The organism is Agromyces luteolus, from assembly GCF_009729855.1.
Taxonomy (GTDB): Bacteria; Actinomycetota; Actinomycetes; order Actinomycetales; family Microbacteriaceae; genus Agromyces; species Agromyces luteolus.
The window spans coordinates 239,502-258,513 of sequence record NZ_WODA01000025.1 but is presented as its reverse complement, the minus strand read 5'-3'; the positions used below and the strand labels follow the sequence as shown (position 1 = coordinate 258,513).

Below are 19,012 nucleotides of genomic sequence, written 5' to 3'. Positions count from 1 at the left end.
AGACCCGCCCGCCGAAACGAGGAACGCCCCCGGGGAGCCGGGGGCGTTTCGTCGTGGTGGGCGATGCCGGGCTCGAACCGACGACCTCTTCCGTGTGAAGGAAGCGCGCTACCAGCTGCGCCAATCGCCCATGTGGGATCGCGGGCCCGATCGGATCGTGACCGCGGAGTCGATACTAGCCCACGCGGCGGGTCGATTGCACATCGGCGCGCGGGCGCATCCGAGCGCGGGTGAGGACCCGGAACGAGCGTGCGGGTCGGCGTCGGATGTCGCGCCCGTCAGACACCCCGTTGGTCGACGACACGCCCGGGTTGCGCGGTTCGATTGGCCTCCTGATCGGCCGGAATCGGCGGGCAGGGGGCCTCGGTTTGTCAATCGTTCACGTCATCGGTTAGAGTCTCTCTGTCGCCGAAACAGCGACAACGCGGATGTGGCGCAGTTGGTAGCGCATCACCTTGCCAAGGTGAGGGTCGCGAGTTCGAGTCTCGTCATCCGCTCTGACCAAGCCGGCGAAAGCCGGTTTGTTCTTTGGTGGTGAACCCAAGCAACGGTGGATTGGCCGAGAGGCGAGGCAGCGGCCTGCAAAGCCGTATACACGGGTTCGAATCCCGTATCCACCTCGAGACGAGTTCGCAGAGCTCACTCGCATCCGGGCGATTGGCGCAGCGGTAGCGCGCTTCCCTGACACGGAAGAGGTCACTGGTTCGATCCCAGTATCGCCCACCAGCACGAAGGCCCCGGCAGCAGCCGGGGCCTTCGTCGCATCCGGATCTCACCAGGGCGACGGCGCGGGCGGCGCGACCACCGGCGGCCGGTCGTCGCACGTGATCGTGTTCGGCAGCTCCCACGGCGCCATCCACGGGCCGGTGGTGTTCACGCCGCTCGAGTCGTTCCCTCCGAGGTCGACGACCGAGAACTCGGAGCCCGCGGGCGTGAAGTGGAACGTGCCGCAGTTGTTGATGCCGACGGCGCCCACGTTGCGAGCATCCACGTTCTCGAACGAGGCCGACCCCGCGACTCGCGCGCTCAGGACGGACGTGCCGGTGCCGTCGACGCGCACGTCGGCGAAGTGCACGTTCGAGATCGAGACCTGGTCCTTCACGGGCCAATCGGAGACGAGCATGATCGCGTTGTACGTGCTGTCGAGGTAGTGGTCGCCCGTGACCCTGACATCGGCCAGGTCGATCGACCGGTCGAGCGCGTAGAGCCAGATCGAGCCGAGGCCGATGTTCCAGTTGAGCTCGTAGGTGCCGGCGCGGACCGTCGTGTTGTCGGTGAACTCGAGCGAACCGGTGAAGGGCTCGGCGCCGAACCGCGAGCCGGCGTGCAGGGCGCTGCCCTCGCGGATCGGATCGGCGACGAGGTTGCCCTCGACCGTCGTGTCGGCGCCGCCGTAGATCGCGATGCCGTTCGCGAGCGTCGGCGTCTGGACGGTGTTCCGCACGAACACGTTCCCGGCGTTCGGGACGCCCTCCGACCACATCGCGAGCCCGTCGTCGCCGGTGTTGCGGACGAAGTTGCGCTCGGCGACCGAGTCGGTGACGCCGGTGTGGAAGTTCAGGCCGTCGGCGACCTGGTCGACGATCACGTTGTCGCGTACCACGACGTTGTTCATCGGGCCGTCGAACCAGAGCCCGACCTTGGTGTGCTCGATGTGGAGGCGCTCGATCGTCGAGTCGCTCATGGCTCCGCCGACGCCGTTGACCTGGTCGGTGTCGATCCGCTCCCGGACGTCGCCGCGGATGGCGAAGTCGGACAGGTGCACGTTCGAGCTGCCGCCGTCGGCGGCGTCCCTCCCGTAGAAGCCCACGCCGGTGTGCACGGAGCCATCGGCGGTCGGCTTCTTCAGCGCGACCTCCTCGCCGAATACGATCGAGTGCCAGTTGCCGGCGCCGCGGATCGTGACCTCGTCGACGATGAGGTGCTCGCTGACCCGGAACTCGCCGGCGGGGATGAACACCTCGACCCCGTGCCGCTGCGCCCATCGGATCGCGGTGCGGAAGGCCGGGGCGGAATCGCGTACGCCGTCCGGGTCGGCCCCGAACTTCAGGACGCTGACCGAATCGTCGGGCTGCTCCGAGGGCGGTGCGACGAGCTCGGAGTCGAGGAGGTCGATGACCGTCCACGCGGCATCCGTGCCCTCGGGGGCGGTCAGGCGGACGACGGCGCCGGCCGGGAAGGTCTGGCCCAGGAGCATCCGCTGCTCGTCGTAGAAGTGCATCGGGCGGAACGGCTTCGCGACCTCGTAGCCCTCGCCGGGGACGCATCCGCACTCGGTGATCCACCAGTCCGGGTGCAGGAGGTCGGCGTCCGGGTCGTTCGTGAACGGGTACTGGTTGTAGAGCCACGAGTACTCGGACGTGAGGGGCATCACGGCCGGTTCGCCGCCGTCGACGGCGACCTCCAGCGGCGCGGTGATCCCGCCCCCGCCCGGCGCGTCGGGGATGCTGTAGCGCACCGTGATGGCATTCGCCGCCTGGGGCAGCGTGAACTCGACGTACTCGCCGGGATCGAGCCGCACGGCGGAGCGGCCGGAGGCCTCGGCCTCGATCGTGTAGGCGGTGCGATCGGGACCGATCACCTCGCCGCTCGTCGACGCGTGCTCGGCCTCCTGCTCGAGGAACGGGACGTCTGCGCCTCGGCCCGCGACGAGCGCCGGGTCGATGGCGGCGCGGGTGACGACCGGTTCCGGAGCGGCCGAGGCCGGGGCGGGGCCGAGGACCGCGGCGCCGACGGCCAGCACCGCGGTCGCGGCGACCGCGAGCGGGGTGCGTCCTGGCCTCGGGCCGGTTCCGCGCTGCGGCGGTGGGACGGGGGTGGTGGGCCGTGTCATCGTCGACTCGTTTCCTCTCGTTGTGCACGCCTGCGGGCACTGCGGGCGTCGCGGTGCCCTCGAGTGAGGCGAGGCTATGGCGGCGCGCGAGATCCGCACAAGGTGGTGCGAGGAAATGTCTGGCAAATGTCGAGTTCTTGCGATACTTCGCGCAAGGTCGCGCAAACGACGACGGGATGGCACCTCTGCTTGCGTGGTCGAGCGCAAACCGGGGCCGGCGGTCGGGCGACGCCGCCTGCGCGCGCCGCGGCCGTCGCTCGCGACTACAGTTGAGGGGTTGCGTCTCACACTGCAGGGGAGTGGATCCACTTGGCCGACGGCTTCGAGCTCTTCACCGATCGTTCCGTTGTCGCGATGCGCGTCAACGGCGAGCTGAAGGACCTCGCGACGACGGTGACCGACACCGACGTCGTCGAGCCGGTCACGATCGACTCGCCCGACGGGCTCGCGATCCTCCGCCACTCGACGGCCCACGTCCTCGCCCAGGCCGTGCAGAAGGTCAACCCCGACGCGAAGCTCGGGATCGGCCCGCCCGTCACCGACGGCTTCTACTACGACTTCGACGTCGCCGAGCCCTTCACGCCCGAAGACCTGAAGGTGCTCGACAAGGAGATGGCGCGGATCATCCGCTCGGGCCAGCGTTTCGTGCGCCGCGTCGTCACCGACGACGAGGCCCGCGCCGAGCTCGGGGCCGAGCCGTACAAGCTCGAGCTCATCGGGCTGAAGGGCCACCCGACCGGCGGCGAGGGCGGCCAGGACGACAACGAGTCGGTCGAGGTCGGCGGCGCCGAGCTCACCATCTACGACAACGTCGACCCGAAGACCGGCGAGGTCGCCTGGAAGGACCTCTGCCGCGGCCCGCACCTGCCGAGCACGCGCATGATCGGGAACGGCTGGGCCCTCATGCGGGTCGCGGCCGCCTACTGGCGCGGGTCCGAGAAGAACCCGCAGCTGCAGCGGATCTACGGCACCGCGTGGCCGACCAAGGACGAGCTCCGCGCCTACCAGCACCGGCTCGAGGAGGCCGCCCGCCGCGACCACCGCAAGCTCGGCGTCGAGCTCGACCTGTTCAGCTTCCCCGACGAGATCGGCTCGGGCCTGCCCGTGTTCCACCCCAAGGGCGGCGTGATCAAGCGCGAGATGGAGGACTACGTCCGCCGGCGCCACATCGAGGAGGGCTTCCAGTACGTCTCGACGCCGCACATCACGAAGGCGCATGTCTTCGAGCTGTCCGGGCACCTGCCGTACTACAAGGACACGATGTTCCCGCCGATGGAGCTCGAGAACAGCGAGTACTACCTCAAGGCGATGAACTGCCCGATGCAGAACCTGATCTTCCGCTCGCGCGGGCGGTCGTACCGCGAGCTCCCGCTGCGGTTCTTCGAGTTCGGCACCGTGTACCGCTACGAGAAGTCGGGCGTCGTGCAGGGCCTCACGCGCGTGCGCGGCCTCACGCAGGACGACTCGCACAGCTACGTCACGCCCGAGCAGGCGCCCGGCGAGATCAAGCACCTGCTCGACTTCGTGCTCGGCCTCCTGCGCGACTTCGGCCTCGACGACTACTACCTCGAGCTCTCGACGCGCGATGCCGACTCCGAGAAGTTCAAGGGCAGCGACGAGCAGTGGGAGGTCGCGACCGACGTGCTGCGAGAGGTCGCCGAGGAGTCCGGGCTCGAGCTCGTGATGGACCCGGGCGGCGCCGCGTTCTACGGCCCGAAGATCTCGGTCCAGGCGCGCGACGCGATCGGCCGCACCTGGCAGATGTCGACGATCCAGTACGACTTCAACCAGCCCGAGGGCTTCGGCCTCGAGTACACCGCGGCCGACGGCACCCACCAGCAGCCCGTCATGATCCACTCCGCGAAGTTCGGATCCATCGAGCGCTTCTTCGGCGTGCTCACCGAGCACTACGCGGGCGCGTTCCCGCTCTGGCTCTCGCCGGTGCAGGTCGTCGGCATCCCCGTCGCCGACGAGTACGCGCCGTACCTCGGCGGCATCCTCACGCAGCTCGCGGGCTCGGGCGTGCGCACCGAGCTCGACACGAGCGACGACCGCATGCAGAAGAAGATCCGCACCCACACGACGCAGAAGGTGCCGATCCAGCTCATCGCGGGCGAGAACGACCGCACGGCCGAGACCGTGAGCTTCCGCTTCCGGGACGGCACGCAGGAGAACGGCGTGCCGATCGCCGAGGCCGAGCTTCGCATCCGCGAGGCGATCGCGGATCGCCGCCAGGTGACCACCCGGGACGACCTGTTCGCATGACCTCGTACCAGGGCGACGAGTTCGACGGCGTTCCGACGGATGCCGCGGCCGACCTCGCCGGCGTGCCCGACGCGTTCCAGCGGCTCTGGACCCCGCACCGCCTCGTCTACATCCAGCACGGGCAGCAGCCCGACGAGCACGCCTGCCCGTTCTGCCGCGCGCCGCAGCTCAGCGACGAGCAGTCGCTCATCGTCGCGCGCGGCGAGCACGCCTACGTGCTGCTGAACCTGTACCCCTACAACAGCGGCCACCTGCTCGTCTGCCCGTACCGGCACATCGCCACCTACGACGAGGCGACCCCCGACGAGGTCGCCGAGATCGGGGAGCTCACGCAGGTCGCGATGCGGACGGTGAAGCAGGTCTCGCGCTGCGACGGATTCAACATCGGCATGAACCAGGGCCGCATCGCCGGCGCCGGCATCGCCGAGCACCTGCACCAGCACATCGTGCCGCGATGGGCGCTCGACGCGAACTTCTTCCCGATCATCGCGGGCACGAAGGCGCTCCCGCGCCTCCTCGGCGAGGTGCGGGAGGAGATCGCGGAGGCATGGCCGCGCTGAGCGGCGTCCTCTCGGTGGTCGAGTAGCGGCGCAGCCGCGTATCGAGACCTCGCGACCGGTCTCGATACGGCGCTGCGCGCCTACTCGACCACCGAGCGTGTGCGTCAGCGGACCCGGCGGACCTCGAACTGCATGCGCGGGTTCGCGTACGCCTCCTGGGACTCGACGAGCCGCAGCTCGCGCTCACCCGACTCGTGGGTGGTGGCCAGCAGGTCGAAGACGCTCGACGCGGTGCGTGCGAGCGCGCCGGATGCGTCGCCCGTGCGGCGGTAGTGCGCCGTGAAGAGGGCGGCCGTGACATCCCCCGAGCCGTTCGCCTTCATCGGGAGGCGCGGCGTCTCCACGATCCACGCACCGTCGTCGTCGACCGCGAGCATCTCGATCGTGCCGTCCGCGCGGTCGGGGCGCTCGACGCTCGTCACGAGCACGGTCCGAGGACCCATGCCCCGCGCGAGGTCGACCGACTCGAGCGTCGACTCGAGCGAGTCGGGCTCGGTCCCGGTGAGGTAGCCCAGTTCGAACTGGTTCGGGGTGATGAGGTCGGCGGCCGGCACCACGCGGTCGCGGAGCAGCACCGGGATCGTCGGCGCCACGAAGCATCCGCTCTTCGCATTGCCCATGACCGGGTCGCACGAGTAGATCGCGTCGGGGTTCGCGGTCTTGATCCGCGCGACGGCGTCGAGGATGACGTCGGCGATGCCCTCGGAGCCCTGGTAGCCCGAGAGGATCACGTCGACCTTCGGGAAGGCCCCGCGGTCCTCGATGCCGGAGATGACGTCGGCGACGTCGGTCGGTGCGATCAGCGGACCGCGCCAAGCGCCGTAGCCGGTGTGGTTCGAGAAGTTGACGGTGTAGACGGGCATGACCTCGACCCCGATGCGCTGGAGCGGGAACACGGCCGCGGAGTTGCCGACGTGGCCGTAGGCGACGGCGGACTGGATCGAGAGGACCTTCACCCCTCGATCATTCCATCCCGGGCGGAGTGAGCCGTCCGCCCGCGGCGCGGACGGCGGCCGCGATATCGGCGGCGAGCCGCTCGGCGTCGGCATCGGCGAGGTCGTGCACCGTCAGGCGCAGGCGGCGCGCGGCCGGGGCCTCCGACAGCACGAACTCGTCGCCGGCTCGCACGAGCCAGCCGCGGCGCATGAGCTGCTCGGAGACGTCGCGGGCGGGCACCGGCAGGGCGACCCAGAGGTTCAGCCCGTCGCCGGCCGTCGCGGGCACGCCGAGCGCGGTGAGGCGTGAAGCGAACGCGGCGTTCCGTTCGGCGTAGTGCGATCCCGCTGCCTCGATGCCCGAGACGACGCCGGGGTCGGTCACCAGCGCGAGCGCGAGGCGCTGGAGGAGGTGGCTCACCCAGGTCGTGCCAGGGGTGAGCCGCATCGCGAGCCGATCGGCCGTCTCGGGGTCGGACGCGGTGACCGCGAGGCACATGTCGGGCCCGAGGAACTTCGACACCGAGCGCACGAGCGCCCAGCGGCGGTGGTCGGGGCCGATGAGGGAGCGGTACGGGCTCCGGGAGAGCATCGAGAAGTGGTCGTCCTCGATGACGAGGACGTACGGGTGGTCGGCGAGCACCTCGCGCAGGTCGGCGGCGCGGCGATCGGAGAGGCTCGCCCCGGTCGGGTTCTGCGCGCGCGGCGTGCAGACCACGGCGCGCACGCCCTGCTCGAGCGCCGAGCGCAACCCGTCGACGGTCATCCCCTCGTCGTCGACCGGGACCGGCACGGGGCGGTAGCCGCCCACGCGTACCGTGTGGATGCTCGTGAGGAAGCACGGATCCTCGAGCGCGACCGCGTCGTCGCGCACGAGCGCCTGCGCGAGGAGGCGCTCGACCGCGTCGGCCGCGCCGCTCGTGATCGTGAGCCGCACGTCGGAGGGTGCGAGGTCGGCGCCCACCCACTCGTGCGCCCAGCGTTCGAGGTCGGGGTCGATGACGGGTTCGCCGTAGAGCACCGGCCGGCCCGCCATGCCCGCGAGGGCACGGGACGGGTCCGGGATGAGGTCGGGGTCGGGGTTGCCGGTCGCGACGTCGCGGAGCACGCTGTCGGCCGCGAAGCCCTCCTGCGCGACGGGCGACCGGTCGGCGACGCGCGTGCCGCCGCGGCCGCGGGTGACGACCATGCCGGCCGTGGTGAGCTGCCGGTAGGCGGCGACGGCCGTGTTGCGGTTGACGCCGAGGTCGTCGGCGAGGCCCCGCACCGGCGGCAGCGGATCGCCGGGGAGCAGGATGCCGCGCTCGATGAGCGCGCGGACGCTCGCGGCGATGTCGGCGGCCGAACGACCGGTGATCTCGAGGGTCATGTCACGATCCATCACTGTTCCGAAGGGAGGACTCGGCCCATGCTATCTTTTGGCCTAGGCCAAGCCAACGTCTTGTCCGCGAAGTTGCGCGAGTGCGCGCCATCCGTCGAAGGGAACCACCCATGAGCACGTCCGAGACCGGCTCGAGCCGCGTGAAGCGCGGCCTCGCCGAGATGCTGAAGGGCGGCGTCATCATGGACGTCGTCACGCCCGAGCAGGCGCGCATCGCCGAGGACGCCGGTGCGGTCGCCGTCATGGCCCTCGAGCGCGTCCCCGCCGACATCCGCGCCCAGGGCGGCGTCGCCCGCATGAGCGACCCCGACCTCATCGAGGCGATCATCGCCGAGGTCTCCATCCCGGTCATGGCCAAGGCCCGCATCGGCCACTTCGTCGAGGCGCAGGTGCTCCAGGCGCTCGACGTCGACTACATCGACGAGTCCGAGGTGCTCTCGCCCGCCGACTACGTCAACCACATCGACAAGTGGGGCTTCACCACCCCCTTCGTCTGCGGTGCCACCAACCTCGGCGAGGCCCTGCGCCGCATCAACGAGGGCGCGGCGATGATCCGCTCGAAGGGCGAGGCCGGCACGGGCGACGTCTCCGAGGCGACCAAGCACATCCGCAAGATCACCTCCGAGATCAACCAGCTGAAGTCGATGACGCGCGACGAGCTCTACGTCGCCGCGAAGGAGCTGCAGGCGCCGTACGAGCTCGTCCTCGAGGTCGCCGAGACCGGCAAGCTCCCCGTCGTCCTCTTCACCGCGGGCGGCGTCGCGACGCCGGCCGATGCCGCGATGATGATGCAGCTCGGCGCCGACGGCGTCTTCGTGGGCTCCGGCATCTTCAAGTCGGGCAACCCCGAGCAGCGCGCCGCCGCGATCGTCAAGGCCACGACCTTCTACGACGACCCCAAGGTGGTCGCCGAGGTGTCGCGCGGCCTCGGCGAGGCCATGGTCGGCATCAACGTCGGCGACCTGCCCGCACCGCACCGGCTCGCCGAGCGCGGATGGTGAGTCTCCGCGACGAGTCCCTGGGGGCGACGGATGCCGCGGGGCCGACCGTCGGCGTCCTCGCCCTCCAGGGCGACTTCCGCGAGCACGCGCGCGTGCTGGGCGAGCTCGGCGCGCGCGTCGTGCTCGTCCGCCGGCCCGAGGACGTCGAGGGCATCGACGGGCTCGTGATCCCCGGCGGCGAGTCGACCGTCATGGACAAGCTGTCGCGCGCGTTCGGAGTCGCCGAGCCGCTCAAGCGCCGGATCGCGGAGGGCCTCCCGGTCTACGGCACGTGCGCCGGCCTCATCATGATCGCCGACACGCTGCTCGACACGATCGAGGGGCAGCGGAACCTCGGCGGGCTCGACGTGGTCGTCCGGCGGAACGCCTTCGGCTCGCAGAACCAGTCGTTCGAGACCGACCTCGACGTGCCGGCGCTCGGCGAGCGGCCGGTGCACGCCGTCTTCATCCGCGGCCCGGTGGTCGAGGCGGTGGGGGAGCGCGCGACGCCCCTCGCCACGCTCGCCGACGGGCGCGTGGTGGCCGTCGAGCAGGGGAACCTCGTCGGGACGAGCTTCCACCCCGAGATCCAGGGCGACCACCGGTTCCACGAGTACTTCCTGGCGAAGGTCCGCGCGGCGGTGACCGCCGCGGCGTAGCGCCCGACCTGCGTGGACGCGGGGGCCGGCGTGCGCGCTGGCCTAGAATGTCGGGGTACTGATCACCGTGACGGGAGAGGCATGTCCGGGCATTCCAAGTGGGCGACGACCAAGCACAAGAAGGCCGTCATCGACGCACGCCGTGCGAAGTCGTTCGCCAAGCTCATCAAGAACATCGAGGTCGCGGCCAAGCTCGGCGGCCCCGACCTGGGCGGCAACCCGACGCTGTACGACGCGGTGCAGAAGGCCAAGAAGACGTCGGTGCCGAACGACAACATCGACCGCGCCATCAAGCGCGGGGCCGGCATCGGCGGCGAGGCCGTCGAGTACCAGAACATCACCTACGAGGCGTACGGCCCGAACGGCGTCGCGCTCATGATCGAGGTGCTCACCGACAACAAGAACCGCGCGGCCGCCGAGGTCCGCACGGGGCTCAGCCGCAACGGCGGCACGCTGGCCGACCCCGGCTCGGTCGCCTACAACTTCACGCGCAAGGGCGTCATCGTCGTGACCGGCGAGGGCACGACCGAGGACGACGTCATGATGGCGGCGCTCGAGGCCGGCGCCGAGGAGATCGAGCCGCACGCCCAGGGCTTCGAGGTCATCACCGACCCGTCGTCGATGGTGGACACGCGCAAGGCGCTGCAGGATGCCGGGCTCGACTACGAGTCCGCCGACATCGAGTTCGTGCCGAACCTCAAGGTCGAGATCGACGCCGACACGGCCCGCAAGGTGTTCCGCCTGATCGACGCGCTGGAGGACAGCGACGACGTGCAGAACGTCTACAGCAACTTCGACCTGACCGCCGAGGTCCAGGCCGAGCTCGAGGACGAGGACTAGGCCGATCGCCGTGCGCGTGCTCGGCATCGACCCGGGACTCACGCGCTGCGGCGTGGGCGTGGTCGACGTCGAGCCGAACCGCACGGCGACGCTCGTCGACGTGGTGGTCCTGCGATCGCCGGCCGACCTCGACACGCCGAGGCGCCTGGCGCGCATCGCCGACGGGCTGGAGGCGATCCTCGAGGAGCATCGGCCGCAGGCCGTCGCACTGGAGCGAGTCTTCGCGCGATCGGACGTGTCGACGATCATGGGTACCGCGCAGATCTCGGGCGTCGCGATGCTCATCGCCGCTCGTCGCGCGCTGCCGGTGGCGCTGCACACGCCGAGCGAGGTGAAGGCGGCGATCACCGGCTACGGCCGAGCCGACAAGGCGCAGGTCGGCGCGATGGTCGCGCGCATCCTGGGGCTCGAGGCGGTGCCGAAGCCGGCGGATGCCGCGGACGCCCTCGCCCTCGCGATCTGCCACGCCTGGCGCACCGGGGGAGCCGCGGGCGCCGCGATCGCCGATGCCCGGGGCGGCGCCGGCGCGGCGGCGCGGGCCGGGGGCGAGGCATCCGGCGGCGCGTTGACGCCCGCCCAGCAGGCGTGGCTCGCCGCGGAGCGCGCCGCGGCCGTGTCGGGGGCAGCCCGTAGGGTGAAGGAGTGATCTCCTCACTCCGCGGCCGCGTGCTGCATGCCTCCGGCAGCTCGCTCGTCGTCGAGGTCTCCGGGGTGGGCTACCTCGTCAACGCGACGCCGGCCTTCGTGCTCGCGAGCCGGGTCGGCGACGAGGTCATCGTGCACACGTCGCTCGTCGTCCGCGAGGACTCGCTCACCCTCTTCGGCTTCGCCTCGCGAGACGAACTCGAGGTCTTCGAGCTGCTCATCGGCGTCACGGGCGTCGGGCCCAAGTCCGGCCTCGGAGTGCTCTCGGCGATGTCGCCCACCGACGTCGCCCGCGCGGTGCAGGCCGACGACGACGCCGCGTTCCGACGCGTCAGCGGCATCGGGCCGAAGACCGCGAAGCTCATCACCGTCTCGTTGTCGGGCAAGCTCGTCGCGCCGGCCGTCGCCGCGAGTGGCGCGCCCGTCGCGACGGGCGGCGTGGCCGACGACGTGCTCGCCGCGCTGACCGGCCTGGGCTGGTCCGAGAAGCTCGCGGGCGAGGCGCTCGCCGAGACGCTCGAGACGGCGGATGACTCGGCCGCGACCTCGGTGCCCGTCCTGCTGCGGCTCACGCTCGCCCGGCTCGGCCCGGCGCAGCAGGGGGCGCGGGCGCGATGACCGATGACGACCTCGACCTGACCGATCCCGAACTCGCCTCCGAGGCAGAGCTCGCGTTCGAAGGCGCGCTGCGGCCGAGGAGCCTCGAGGAGTTCGTGGGGCAGACCCGCGTTCGAGGGCAGCTGCAGCTGCTCCTGTCGGCCGCCGCGATGCAGCAGCGGACCCCCGATCACATCCTGCTGGCCGGCCCGCCCGGGCTCGGCAAGACGACGCTCGCCATGATCGTCGCGCACGAGGGCGGCCGGCCGCTCCGCATGTCGAGCGGCCCCGCGATCCAGCACGCCGGCGACCTCGCGGCGATCCTGTCCTCACTCGTCCCCGGCGAGGTGCTGTTCATCGACGAGATCCACCGCATGGCTCGCTCCGCGGAGGAGATGCTGTACCTCGCGATGGAGGACTTCCGCATCGACATCATGGTCGGCAAGGGCGCTGGGGCGACATCCGTGCCCCTCGACCTCGCGCCGTTCACGCTCGTCGGGGCGACCACGCGCGCGGGCCTGCTGCCGAACCCGCTGCGCGATCGCTTCGGCTTCACCGCCCACCTGGAGTTCTACGACGAGGCCGAGCTCGAGCAGGTCCTCGGGCGAGCCGCCGTCATGCTCGGGCTCGACATCGACCGGGCGGCGATCGCCGAGATCGCCGGACGGTGCCGAGGAACGCCGCGCATCGCGAACCGCCTGCTGCGCCGAGTGCGCGACTACGCGCTCGTGCACGGCGGGCGGGCCGACATCGACGCCGTGCGCGCCGCGCTCGAGCTCTACGACGTCGACCCGGTCGGGCTCGACCGCCTCGATCGCGCCGTGATGATGACGATCCTCACGAGGTTCGGCGGCGGTCCCGTCGGCCTCAACACGCTCGCCGTGTCCGTGGGAGAGGAGGCCGAGACCATCGAGGCGGTCGTCGAACCGTTCCTCGTGCGCATCGGCCTCGTCACCCGGACCCCGCGCGGTCGGATGGCGACGCCCGCCGCCTGGCGCCACTTCGGACTCGTCCGCGAGGCCGAGGGCACCGGGGTGGCGCTGCCCATCGATGACCTATAATCCTTTGAGGCTCCGGCCACCCCGCCCCTGATCGTGCGCATGGCGCGCACACCGGAAGGTTCCCACCCCATGGTCCTTGATCCGCTGACTCTCATCATGCTCGCCGTCCTGGCGGTGCTGATCTTCTTCATGTTCCGGAACTCGCGGAAGCGCCAGGCGGAGCAGCGCGAACTGCAGACGAAGGTCGTTCCGGGCGCGACGGTGATGACGAACTTCGGGGTGTTCGGCACCATCCTCTCGATCGACGAGGAGGAGAACCGCGTCGAGCTCGAGTCGTCGCCGGGCACCGTCCTCACGGTGCACCGCCAGACCATCGCCCGCGTGGTGGAGCCGGTCGAGGCGCCCGCCGAGGCTGCCGCTGCGATCGAGGGTGAGCCCGAGTTCGGCGAGCGCGTCGACGAGTCGCCGAACGACGAGACGCCCGACACCAAGAAGTCGGACGACTGAGGCCCACCCCATAGCTCTGCCCGCGCGATGCTGCGCGGGCTCCCTGCAGAGAAGGCACAACCGTGGCTGCACCATCCAAGCGGTCCTCGCGACCGACGCCCGTCCGGAAGGCCGTGCGATCACTGACCTGGCTCGGCGTCCTCATCGTCGCGCTGTTCGGCATCAACGCGGCCGGCGTCATCTGGGGCGGCGGCTCCTGGACGCCGAAGCTCGCGCTCGACCTCGAGGGCGGCACGCAGATCATCCTGGCGCCGCAGGTCGCCGAGGGTGAGACCGTGTCGCAGGAGCAGCTCGACCAGGCGGTCTCGATCATCCGCCAGCGCGTCGACGCGTCCGGTGTCTCCGAGGCCGACATCACGACGCAGGGCGGCCAGAACGTCGTCGTCGCCATCCCGGGCGAGCTCGACGAGCAGACGCGCAACCGGATCGAGTCGTCGGCGAAGCTCGAGCTCCGGCCGGTGCTGCTCGCGGATGCCGCGACCAACCAGTCGATCGACCCGAGCGAGAGCCCCGAGCCGACCGACGGCGCAGAGGAGGAGCTCTCCGCGACGCCGAGCGTCGAGCCGACGGACGCGAGCGACCCGAACTGGGTGACGCCCGCCCTGCAGGACGAGTTCGACACGTTCGACTGCGCGACGCTCGACGAGAGCGGGGCGAACGTCGCCCCGTCCGACGAGCCGCTCGTCACCTGCGACTCCACGCGCACCATCAAGTACCTGCTCGGTCCGGTCGAGGTCAGCGGTGAGGACATCGTCGACGCGACCAACGGCATGGTCCAGACGCAGACCGGTGCGACCACCGGCCAGTGGGCCGTCAACATCGTCTTCAACGAGCGCGGCACCGAGGCGTTCTCGGAGGTCAGCCAGCGGCTGTTCGCACTCAACGGCCAGACGCCTCGCGACCAGTTCGCATTCGTGCTCGACGGCGCGGTGCTCTCGGCGCCGCAGATGAACGGCGTCATCACCGACGGTCGTCCGCAGGTGACCGGCAACTTCACCCAGGAGTCGTCGAAGGCGCTCGCGGACCAGCTGAAGTTCGGCGCCCTCCCGATCAGCTTCGAGGTGCAATCCTCCGACACGATCTCCGCGACGCTCGGCACCTCGCAGCTGCAGTCGGGCCTCATCGCGGGCATCATCGGCCTCATCCTCGTCGTGATCTACACGCTGTTCCAGTACCGCGCGCTCGGTTCGGTGACGATCGCCTCGCTGATCATCGCCGGTGTCATCACGTACCTGATGATCACGATCCTCGGTTGGTACCAGGGCTATCGCCTGTCGCTGGCCGGCATCGCGGGCCTGATCGTCGCGATCGGCTTCACGGCCGACTCGTTCATCGTCTACTTCGAACGCGTTCGCGACGAGTTGCGCGACGGCCGGCCCCTCGTCGGGGCCGTCGAGGCGGGCTGGAAGCGCGCCCTGCGCACCGTCCTGTCGTCGAAGTCGATGAACCTGCTCGCGGCGGTCGTCCTCTACATCCTCGCGGTCGGCAGCGTTCGCGGCTTCGCGTTCACGCTCGGCCTGACCACGATCATCGACGTCATCGTCGTGATCCTCTTCACGCATCCGATGCTGCAGCTGCTCGCGCAGACGCGGTTCTTCTCCAGCGGCCACTCGTGGTCGGGGCTCGACCCGCAGGCGCTCGGCGCGGTCTACCGCGGCCGCGCGGAGTTCCGCAAGCCGGTCGCCGTCCCGGCGAAGAAGGCGGCATCCAGCTCGCGCGAGGCGCAGAAGCGCCAGACCATCGCCGAGCGCAAGGCCGCGCAGGCCGACGCCACCGTCGGCGCCGGCGAGAGCAAGGAGTCCTGATGGCCAACCGACTCACCACGTTCGGCAACGACCTCTACACGGGCAAGCGCTCGTTCAACTTCGTCGGCGGGCGCAAGAAGTGGTACACGGTCGCGGCCGTGCTCATCATCCTCTCGGTGCTCATCCCCGTCGTGCGCGGCTTCAACTTCGGCATCGAGTTCCGCGGCGGCTCGCAGTTCCAGATCTCCGGAGTCCAGAACGCGACCGAGCAGCCCGCGATCGACGCGGTCGCCGAGGTCGTCCCCGGAGCCGTCGCCCGCGTGACCATCGTGGGCGAGGACGGCGTGCGCGTGCAGACCGACCAGCTCGAGCAGGCGGAGTCGCGCGAACTCACCGCGGTCCTCGCCGATGCCTACGGCGTGCCCGAGTCCGAGGTGACCTCCTCGTTCATCGGCGCGAGCTGGGGTGCGGACATCACCAGGCAGGCGCTCCTCGGCCTCGCAGCGTTCCTGTTGCTCGCCGCCGTCATCATGGCGTTGTACTTCCGAACATGGAAGATGTCGCTCGCCGCGATCCTGTCGCTCCTCGGCGACCTGGTCGTGACGGCGGGGCTCTACGCCGCGGTCGGCTTCGAGGTGACCCCGGCGGCGGTGATCGGCATCCTGACGATCCTCAGCTACTCGCTCTACGACACGGTCGTGGTCTTCGACAAGATCCGCGAGAACACGTCGGAGGACGGCCAGGAGTCGCGTCGCACGTTCGCCGAGTCGGTGAACCTCGCCGTGAACCAGACGCTGGTCCGTTCGATCAACACGAGCGTGGTGGCGGCGCTGCCCGTCGCGGCCATCCTGTTCATCGGTGCGGGCGTGCTCGGCGCCGACACGCTGCGAGACATCTCGCTCGCGCTGCTCATCGGCATCCTCGTCGGCACCTGGTCCACGGTCTTCATCGCCGCGCCGCTCTACTCGCAGCTGCGCGAGGGGGAGCCCGCGATCAAGCGCCACGACCAGAAGGTGCTCAAGGAGCGGGAGCGCGCGGGCGGGTCGACGGCCGAGGCCCTGCCGGTCGCCTGAAGCGTCCTCCGGACCTCGATGGCGCGCGACCGTTTCGGAAGCGGTGATAATTGAGGTCTGGAGGTGCGGGGCTCATGACCGATACCGGTGTCAACTCGACGGCGTCACTGCGTCGACTCGTGCCACGGATCTTCTCCAAGGCGCTGCCCGCCGGGGCGGTCGACAGCGTCATGCGGACGGTGCGCATGCACCATCCGAAAGCCGACCTCTCGGTCATCGAGCGTGCGTACACGGTCGCCGAGCGCGCCCATGAGGGCCAGAAGCGGCGCAGCGGCGAGCCGTACATCACGCACCCGATCGCGGTGGCCCAGATCCTCGCCGACCTCGGCATCGGGTCGAAGGCCGTCGCAGCCGCCCTCCTCCACGACACCGTGGAGGACACCGCGTACACGCTCGATCAGCTTCGCGCCGACTTCGGCGACGAGATCGCGATGCTGGTCGACGGCGTCACCAAGCTCGACAAGGTCAAGTACGGCGACTCGACGCAGGCGGAGACCGTCCGCAAGATGATCGTCGCGATGTCGAAGGACATCCGCGTCCTGATCATCAAGCTCGCGGACCGCCTGCACAACGCGCGCACCTGGGGCTTCGTGCCCGCGGCCTCCGCTTCGCGCAAGGCGACCGAGACGCTTGAGATCTACGCGCCCCTCGCGCACCGCCTCGGCATCCAGACCATCAAGTGGGAACTCGAGGACCTCTCGTTCGCGGTGCTGTACCCCAAGCTCTACGCCGAGATCGAGAGCCTCGTCAAGCAGCGCACCCCGCAGCGCGAGGAGTACGTCCAGTCGGTCATCGACCTCGTCTCCGACGACCTCAAGGCGGCGCGCATCCGCGGCAAGGTCGTCGGTCGGCCCAAGCAGTACTACTCCATCTACCAGAAGATGATCGTCCGCGGTCGGGACTTCGACGACATCTACGACCTCGTCGGCATCCGCATCCTCGTGAACTCGGTCCGCGACTGCTACGCCGTGCTCGGTTCGATCCACGCGCGCTGGACGCCGGTGCCGGGACGATTCAAGGACTACATCGCGACGCCGAAGTTCAACCTGTACCAGTCGTTGCACACGACGGTGATCGGGCCGAAGGGCCGCCCCGTCGAGATCCAGATCCGCACGCACGACATGCACCAGCGCGCCGAGTACGGCGTGGCGGCGCACTGGAAGTACAAGGAGCGGATGGCTGCCGGCCATGCCGACGGCGGGACGACGCGCGGTGACGCCGACATGGCCTGGCTCGCCCACATCTCGGACTGGCAGGCCGAGACGGCCGATCCCGGCGAGTTCCTCGACTCGCTGCGGTTCGAGATCGGCGCGAAGGAGGTCTACGTCTTCACCCCGAAGGGCCGCGTCATCGGCCTGCCGGCCGGCGCGACCCCGGTCGACTTCGCCTACGCGGTGCACACCGAGGTCGGTCACCGGACGATGGGGGCGAAGGTCAACGGTCGGCTGGTGCCGCTCGAGAGCGAGCTGGTGAGCGGCGATGTCGTCGAGGTCTTCACGTCGAAGAATCCCGACTCGGGACCGAGCAAGGACTGGCTGACCTTCGTCAAGAGCCCTCGCGCGCGGAGCAAGATCCGCCAGTGGTTCACCAAGGAGCGCCGCGACGAGGCGATCGAACACGGCCGCGACGCGATCGCGCGCGCGATGCGCAAGCAGAACCTCCCGCTCCAGAAGCTCATGAGCCAGGAGTCGTTCGCCGAGGTGGCCGCCCAACTGCGCTACGACGACGTCTCGGCGTTGTACGCCGCCGTCGGCGAGGGGCACGTCTCGACGCAGTCGGTCATCGAGAAGGTCATCGCGCTCGTGCGCGACGTGGACGATGCCGACGAGCCCGAACTGCCCGCGATCCCGGTCCGCTCGCGACCGCTCCCGCGGACCAGCGACTCGGGCGTGCTCGTGCGCGGCGCGCCCGACATCCTCGTCAAGATCGCGCGGTGCTGCACGCCGGTGCCGGGCGACGACATCATCGGATTCATCACGCGCGGCTCGGGCGTCTCGGTGCACCAGGCGTCGTGCCACAACGTGCAGTCGCTGCTCCGCGAGCCCGATCGCATGATCGATGTCGAGTGGGCGCCGAGCTCCAAGAGCGTGTTCCTCGTGCAGATCCAGATCGAGGCCCTCGATCGTGCCGGGCTGCTCTCGGACGTGACCCGGGTCCTCAGCGAGCATCACGTGAACATCCTGTCGGCGAACGTATCCACCTCCGCCGATCGGCTCGCGATCAGCCGGTTCGTCTTCGAGATGGGCGACACCACGCACCTCGACCGCGTGCTGAACGCCGTCCGCCGCATCGACGCCGTCTACGACGTGTACCGGGTCAGCGACGGCTGATCCGCCGCGGCGTCCTCGGCTGCGGCCAGGCGCGACAGCGCGGCCGCCTTGTGCGGCAGCCGGTGCGCGAGTTCCAGGCGCGACCTGACGCGTCCGGCCGCGTCCGCGTCCGCTGCGAACAGTGCGGCCACGATGCCCACGGCGCCGGGAACCGGCTCCGCCTCACGGACCAGGTCGAAGGCCGTCCGGTCGGGGCTGGTGCAGCGGACGCCGCCGATCACGACGATGTCGGCGGCCGTGATCGCGACTTCGCGGAGCAGCATCCCAGCCGGCAGCGAGCGTGTCGACACGCGCGCGGAGTGCGGCACGCAGCACTCCGCGACGGGCGGGGGCACCGGAAGCGCGCCGTGCACCCACGCGGCGGAACGGCGCTCGATCACGAACGGCGACGGCAGGCCCGGTGCCACCGCAGCAGCGCGGAGGCTCGGCAGGTCGGGTTCGTCGACCGGGCACCAGCCGTGTCCGATCCGCATCACCTCGCCATCGAGCCTCGCCGCGCAGAGCTCGGCCATGGGGAGGTCGTCCGGATCGAGGACCGAGGGGAGTCGCGCCATGCGACCCATGTTCCGGCATCCGTCGAGACCGACGGCGTCGATGCCGCAGGTTGTGGATGATCGCTCCACCCGGTCCGGTGTGCAGGAGTCGAGCGGAACGGATTCGA

16 protein-coding genes and 4 tRNA genes are annotated in these 19,012 nt (G+C 70.2%); 15 read left to right on the top strand and 5 right to left on the bottom strand.

Translation table 11 applies throughout. From position 1 onward, the window contains the following. Positions 1-54 precede the first annotated feature (54 nt). Positions 55-130: transfer RNA gene (locus GLX25_RS14860), tRNA-Val, on the bottom strand. A gap of 294 nt (positions 131-424) precedes the next feature. Between GLX25_RS14860 and GLX25_RS14855 the strand changes: the two genes are divergently transcribed. From GLX25_RS14855 to GLX25_RS14845, 3 genes are all read left to right on the top strand, one after another. Next, a tRNA-Gly gene (locus GLX25_RS14855) sits at positions 425-497 on the top strand. A gap of 52 nt (positions 498-549) precedes the next feature. After that, a tRNA-Cys gene (locus GLX25_RS14850) sits at positions 550-620 on the top strand. Positions 621-651: 31 nt separating this feature from the next. Then, positions 652-726: transfer RNA gene (locus GLX25_RS14845), tRNA-Val, on the top strand. Between the two features lie 46 nt (positions 727-772). Here GLX25_RS14845 and GLX25_RS14840 read toward each other — a convergent pair. Further along, a complete protein-coding gene (locus GLX25_RS14840) occupies positions 773-2,833 on the bottom strand; it encodes a glycosyl hydrolase family 28-related protein (RefSeq protein WP_155843302.1) in 2,061 nt (686 codons plus the stop codon). 354 nt (positions 2,834-3,187) lie between these two features. Between GLX25_RS14840 and thrS the strand changes: the two genes are divergently transcribed. Then, positions 3,188-5,098 (top strand): threonine--tRNA ligase, encoded by a 1,911-nt coding sequence (gene thrS, locus GLX25_RS14835; protein ID WP_240898412.1) that lies wholly within the window; start codon positions 3,188-3,190, stop codon positions 5,096-5,098. Next, positions 5,095-5,658, top strand: a complete 564-nt coding sequence (locus GLX25_RS14830; protein WP_155843298.1) for an HIT family protein — start codon at positions 5,095-5,097, stop codon at positions 5,656-5,658. Before thrS ends, GLX25_RS14830 begins: the two co-directional genes overlap by 4 nt. 104 nt (positions 5,659-5,762) lie before the next feature. On the opposite strand, the gene pdxY is transcribed toward GLX25_RS14830, so the two are convergent. Both pdxY and GLX25_RS14820 read right to left on the bottom strand, forming a co-directional pair. Then, positions 5,763-6,614: a pyridoxal kinase PdxY gene (gene pdxY / locus GLX25_RS14825; RefSeq protein ID WP_166548866.1), complete on the bottom strand. Its 852-nt coding sequence runs from the start codon at positions 6,612-6,614 to the stop codon at positions 5,763-5,765. Between the two features lie 7 nt (positions 6,615-6,621). Continuing rightward, positions 6,622-7,962 (bottom strand): aminotransferase class I/II-fold pyridoxal phosphate-dependent enzyme, encoded by a 1,341-nt coding sequence (locus GLX25_RS14820; protein ID WP_240898385.1) that lies wholly within the window; start codon positions 7,960-7,962, stop codon positions 6,622-6,624. Between the two features lie 122 nt (positions 7,963-8,084). On the opposite strand from GLX25_RS14820, the gene pdxS reads away from it, so the two are divergent. From pdxS to GLX25_RS14770, 10 genes are all read left to right on the top strand, one after another. Next, positions 8,085-8,975: a pyridoxal 5'-phosphate synthase lyase subunit PdxS gene (gene pdxS / locus GLX25_RS14815; RefSeq protein WP_155843292.1), complete on the top strand. Its 891-nt coding sequence runs from the start codon at positions 8,085-8,087 to the stop codon at positions 8,973-8,975. Further along, entirely contained in the window at positions 8,969-9,613 is a 645-nt protein-coding gene (gene pdxT, locus GLX25_RS14810; protein WP_155843290.1) for a pyridoxal 5'-phosphate synthase glutaminase subunit PdxT, read from the top strand. The genes pdxS and pdxT overlap by 7 nt, the downstream gene beginning before the upstream one ends. Positions 9,614-9,694: 81 nt before the next feature. Further along, entirely contained in the window at positions 9,695-10,453 is a 759-nt protein-coding gene (locus GLX25_RS14805; protein WP_155843288.1) for a YebC/PmpR family DNA-binding transcriptional regulator, read from the top strand. A 10-nt stretch (positions 10,454-10,463) separates the two neighbouring features. Beyond that, positions 10,464-11,099 carry a crossover junction endodeoxyribonuclease RuvC gene (gene ruvC / locus GLX25_RS14800; protein ID WP_271192378.1) on the top strand — a complete coding sequence of 212 codons (636 nt, stop codon included), beginning with the start codon at positions 10,464-10,466 and terminating at the stop codon, positions 11,097-11,099. Further along, the gene (ruvA, locus tag GLX25_RS14795; protein ID WP_166548865.1) at positions 11,096-11,716 is read left to right on the top strand and encodes a Holliday junction branch migration protein RuvA; all 621 of its coding nucleotides are present in this window, start codon (positions 11,096-11,098) and stop codon (positions 11,714-11,716) included. Before ruvC ends, ruvA begins: the two co-directional genes overlap by 4 nt. Then, the gene (gene ruvB, locus GLX25_RS14790; protein WP_155843286.1) at positions 11,713-12,756 is read left to right on the top strand and encodes a Holliday junction branch migration DNA helicase RuvB; all 1,044 of its coding nucleotides are present in this window, start codon (positions 11,713-11,715) and stop codon (positions 12,754-12,756) included. Before ruvA ends, ruvB begins: the two co-directional genes overlap by 4 nt. A gap of 69 nt (positions 12,757-12,825) precedes the next feature. Beyond that, complete coding sequence (gene yajC, locus GLX25_RS14785; RefSeq protein WP_155052134.1) at positions 12,826-13,203, top strand: preprotein translocase subunit YajC; 378 nt, start codon at positions 12,826-12,828, stop codon at positions 13,201-13,203. Positions 13,204-13,265: 62 nt separating this feature from the next. Then, entirely contained in the window at positions 13,266-15,008 is a 1,743-nt protein-coding gene (secD, locus tag GLX25_RS14780; protein ID WP_166548864.1) for a protein translocase subunit SecD, read from the top strand. Next, positions 15,008-16,021 carry a protein translocase subunit SecF gene (gene secF, locus GLX25_RS14775; RefSeq protein WP_155843284.1) on the top strand — a complete coding sequence of 338 codons (1,014 nt, stop codon included), beginning with the start codon at positions 15,008-15,010 and terminating at the stop codon, positions 16,019-16,021. Before secD ends, secF begins: the two co-directional genes overlap by 1 nt. A gap of 74 nt (positions 16,022-16,095) precedes the next feature. Beyond that, on the top strand, positions 16,096-18,351 hold the full coding sequence (locus GLX25_RS14770; protein ID WP_155843282.1) for a RelA/SpoT family protein: 2,256 nt from the start codon (positions 16,096-16,098) through the stop codon (positions 18,349-18,351). On the opposite strand, the gene GLX25_RS14765 is transcribed toward GLX25_RS14770, so the two are convergent. After that, positions 18,321-18,905 carry a type IV toxin-antitoxin system AbiEi family antitoxin gene (locus GLX25_RS14765; protein WP_166548863.1) on the bottom strand — a complete coding sequence of 195 codons (585 nt, stop codon included), beginning with the start codon at positions 18,903-18,905 and terminating at the stop codon, positions 18,321-18,323. The two genes, GLX25_RS14770 and GLX25_RS14765, sit on opposite strands and share 31 nt — an antisense overlap. Positions 18,906-19,012: the final 107 nt, after the last annotated feature.

Bases quoted from the DNA above. Each gene is read 5' to 3' on its own strand.
- GLX25_RS14840 (WP_155843302.1), bottom strand. From the start codon at position 2,833: ATGACACGGCCCACCACCCCCGTCCCACCGCCGCAGCGCGGAACCGGC.
- thrS (WP_240898412.1), top strand. From the start codon at position 3,188: ATGCGCGTCAACGGCGAGCTGAAGGACCTCGCGACGACGGTGACCGAC.
- GLX25_RS14830 (WP_155843298.1), top strand. From the start codon at position 5,095: ATGACCTCGTACCAGGGCGACGAGTTCGACGGCGTTCCGACGGATGCC.
- GLX25_RS14820 (WP_240898385.1), bottom strand. From the start codon at position 7,962: ATGACCCTCGAGATCACCGGTCGTTCGGCCGCCGACATCGCCGCGAGC.
- pdxS (WP_155843292.1), top strand. From the start codon at position 8,085: ATGAGCACGTCCGAGACCGGCTCGAGCCGCGTGAAGCGCGGCCTCGCC.
- pdxT (WP_155843290.1), top strand. From the start codon at position 8,969: ATGGTGAGTCTCCGCGACGAGTCCCTGGGGGCGACGGATGCCGCGGGG.
- GLX25_RS14805 (WP_155843288.1), top strand. From the start codon at position 9,695: ATGTCCGGGCATTCCAAGTGGGCGACGACCAAGCACAAGAAGGCCGTC.
- ruvB (WP_155843286.1), top strand. From the start codon at position 11,713: ATGACCGATGACGACCTCGACCTGACCGATCCCGAACTCGCCTCCGAG.
- yajC (WP_155052134.1), top strand. From the start codon at position 12,826: ATGGTCCTTGATCCGCTGACTCTCATCATGCTCGCCGTCCTGGCGGTG.
- secF (WP_155843284.1), top strand. From the start codon at position 15,008: ATGGCCAACCGACTCACCACGTTCGGCAACGACCTCTACACGGGCAAG.
- GLX25_RS14770 (WP_155843282.1), top strand. From the start codon at position 16,096: ATGACCGATACCGGTGTCAACTCGACGGCGTCACTGCGTCGACTCGTG.
- GLX25_RS14765 (WP_166548863.1), bottom strand. From the start codon at position 18,905: ATGGCGCGACTCCCCTCGGTCCTCGATCCGGACGACCTCCCCATGGCC.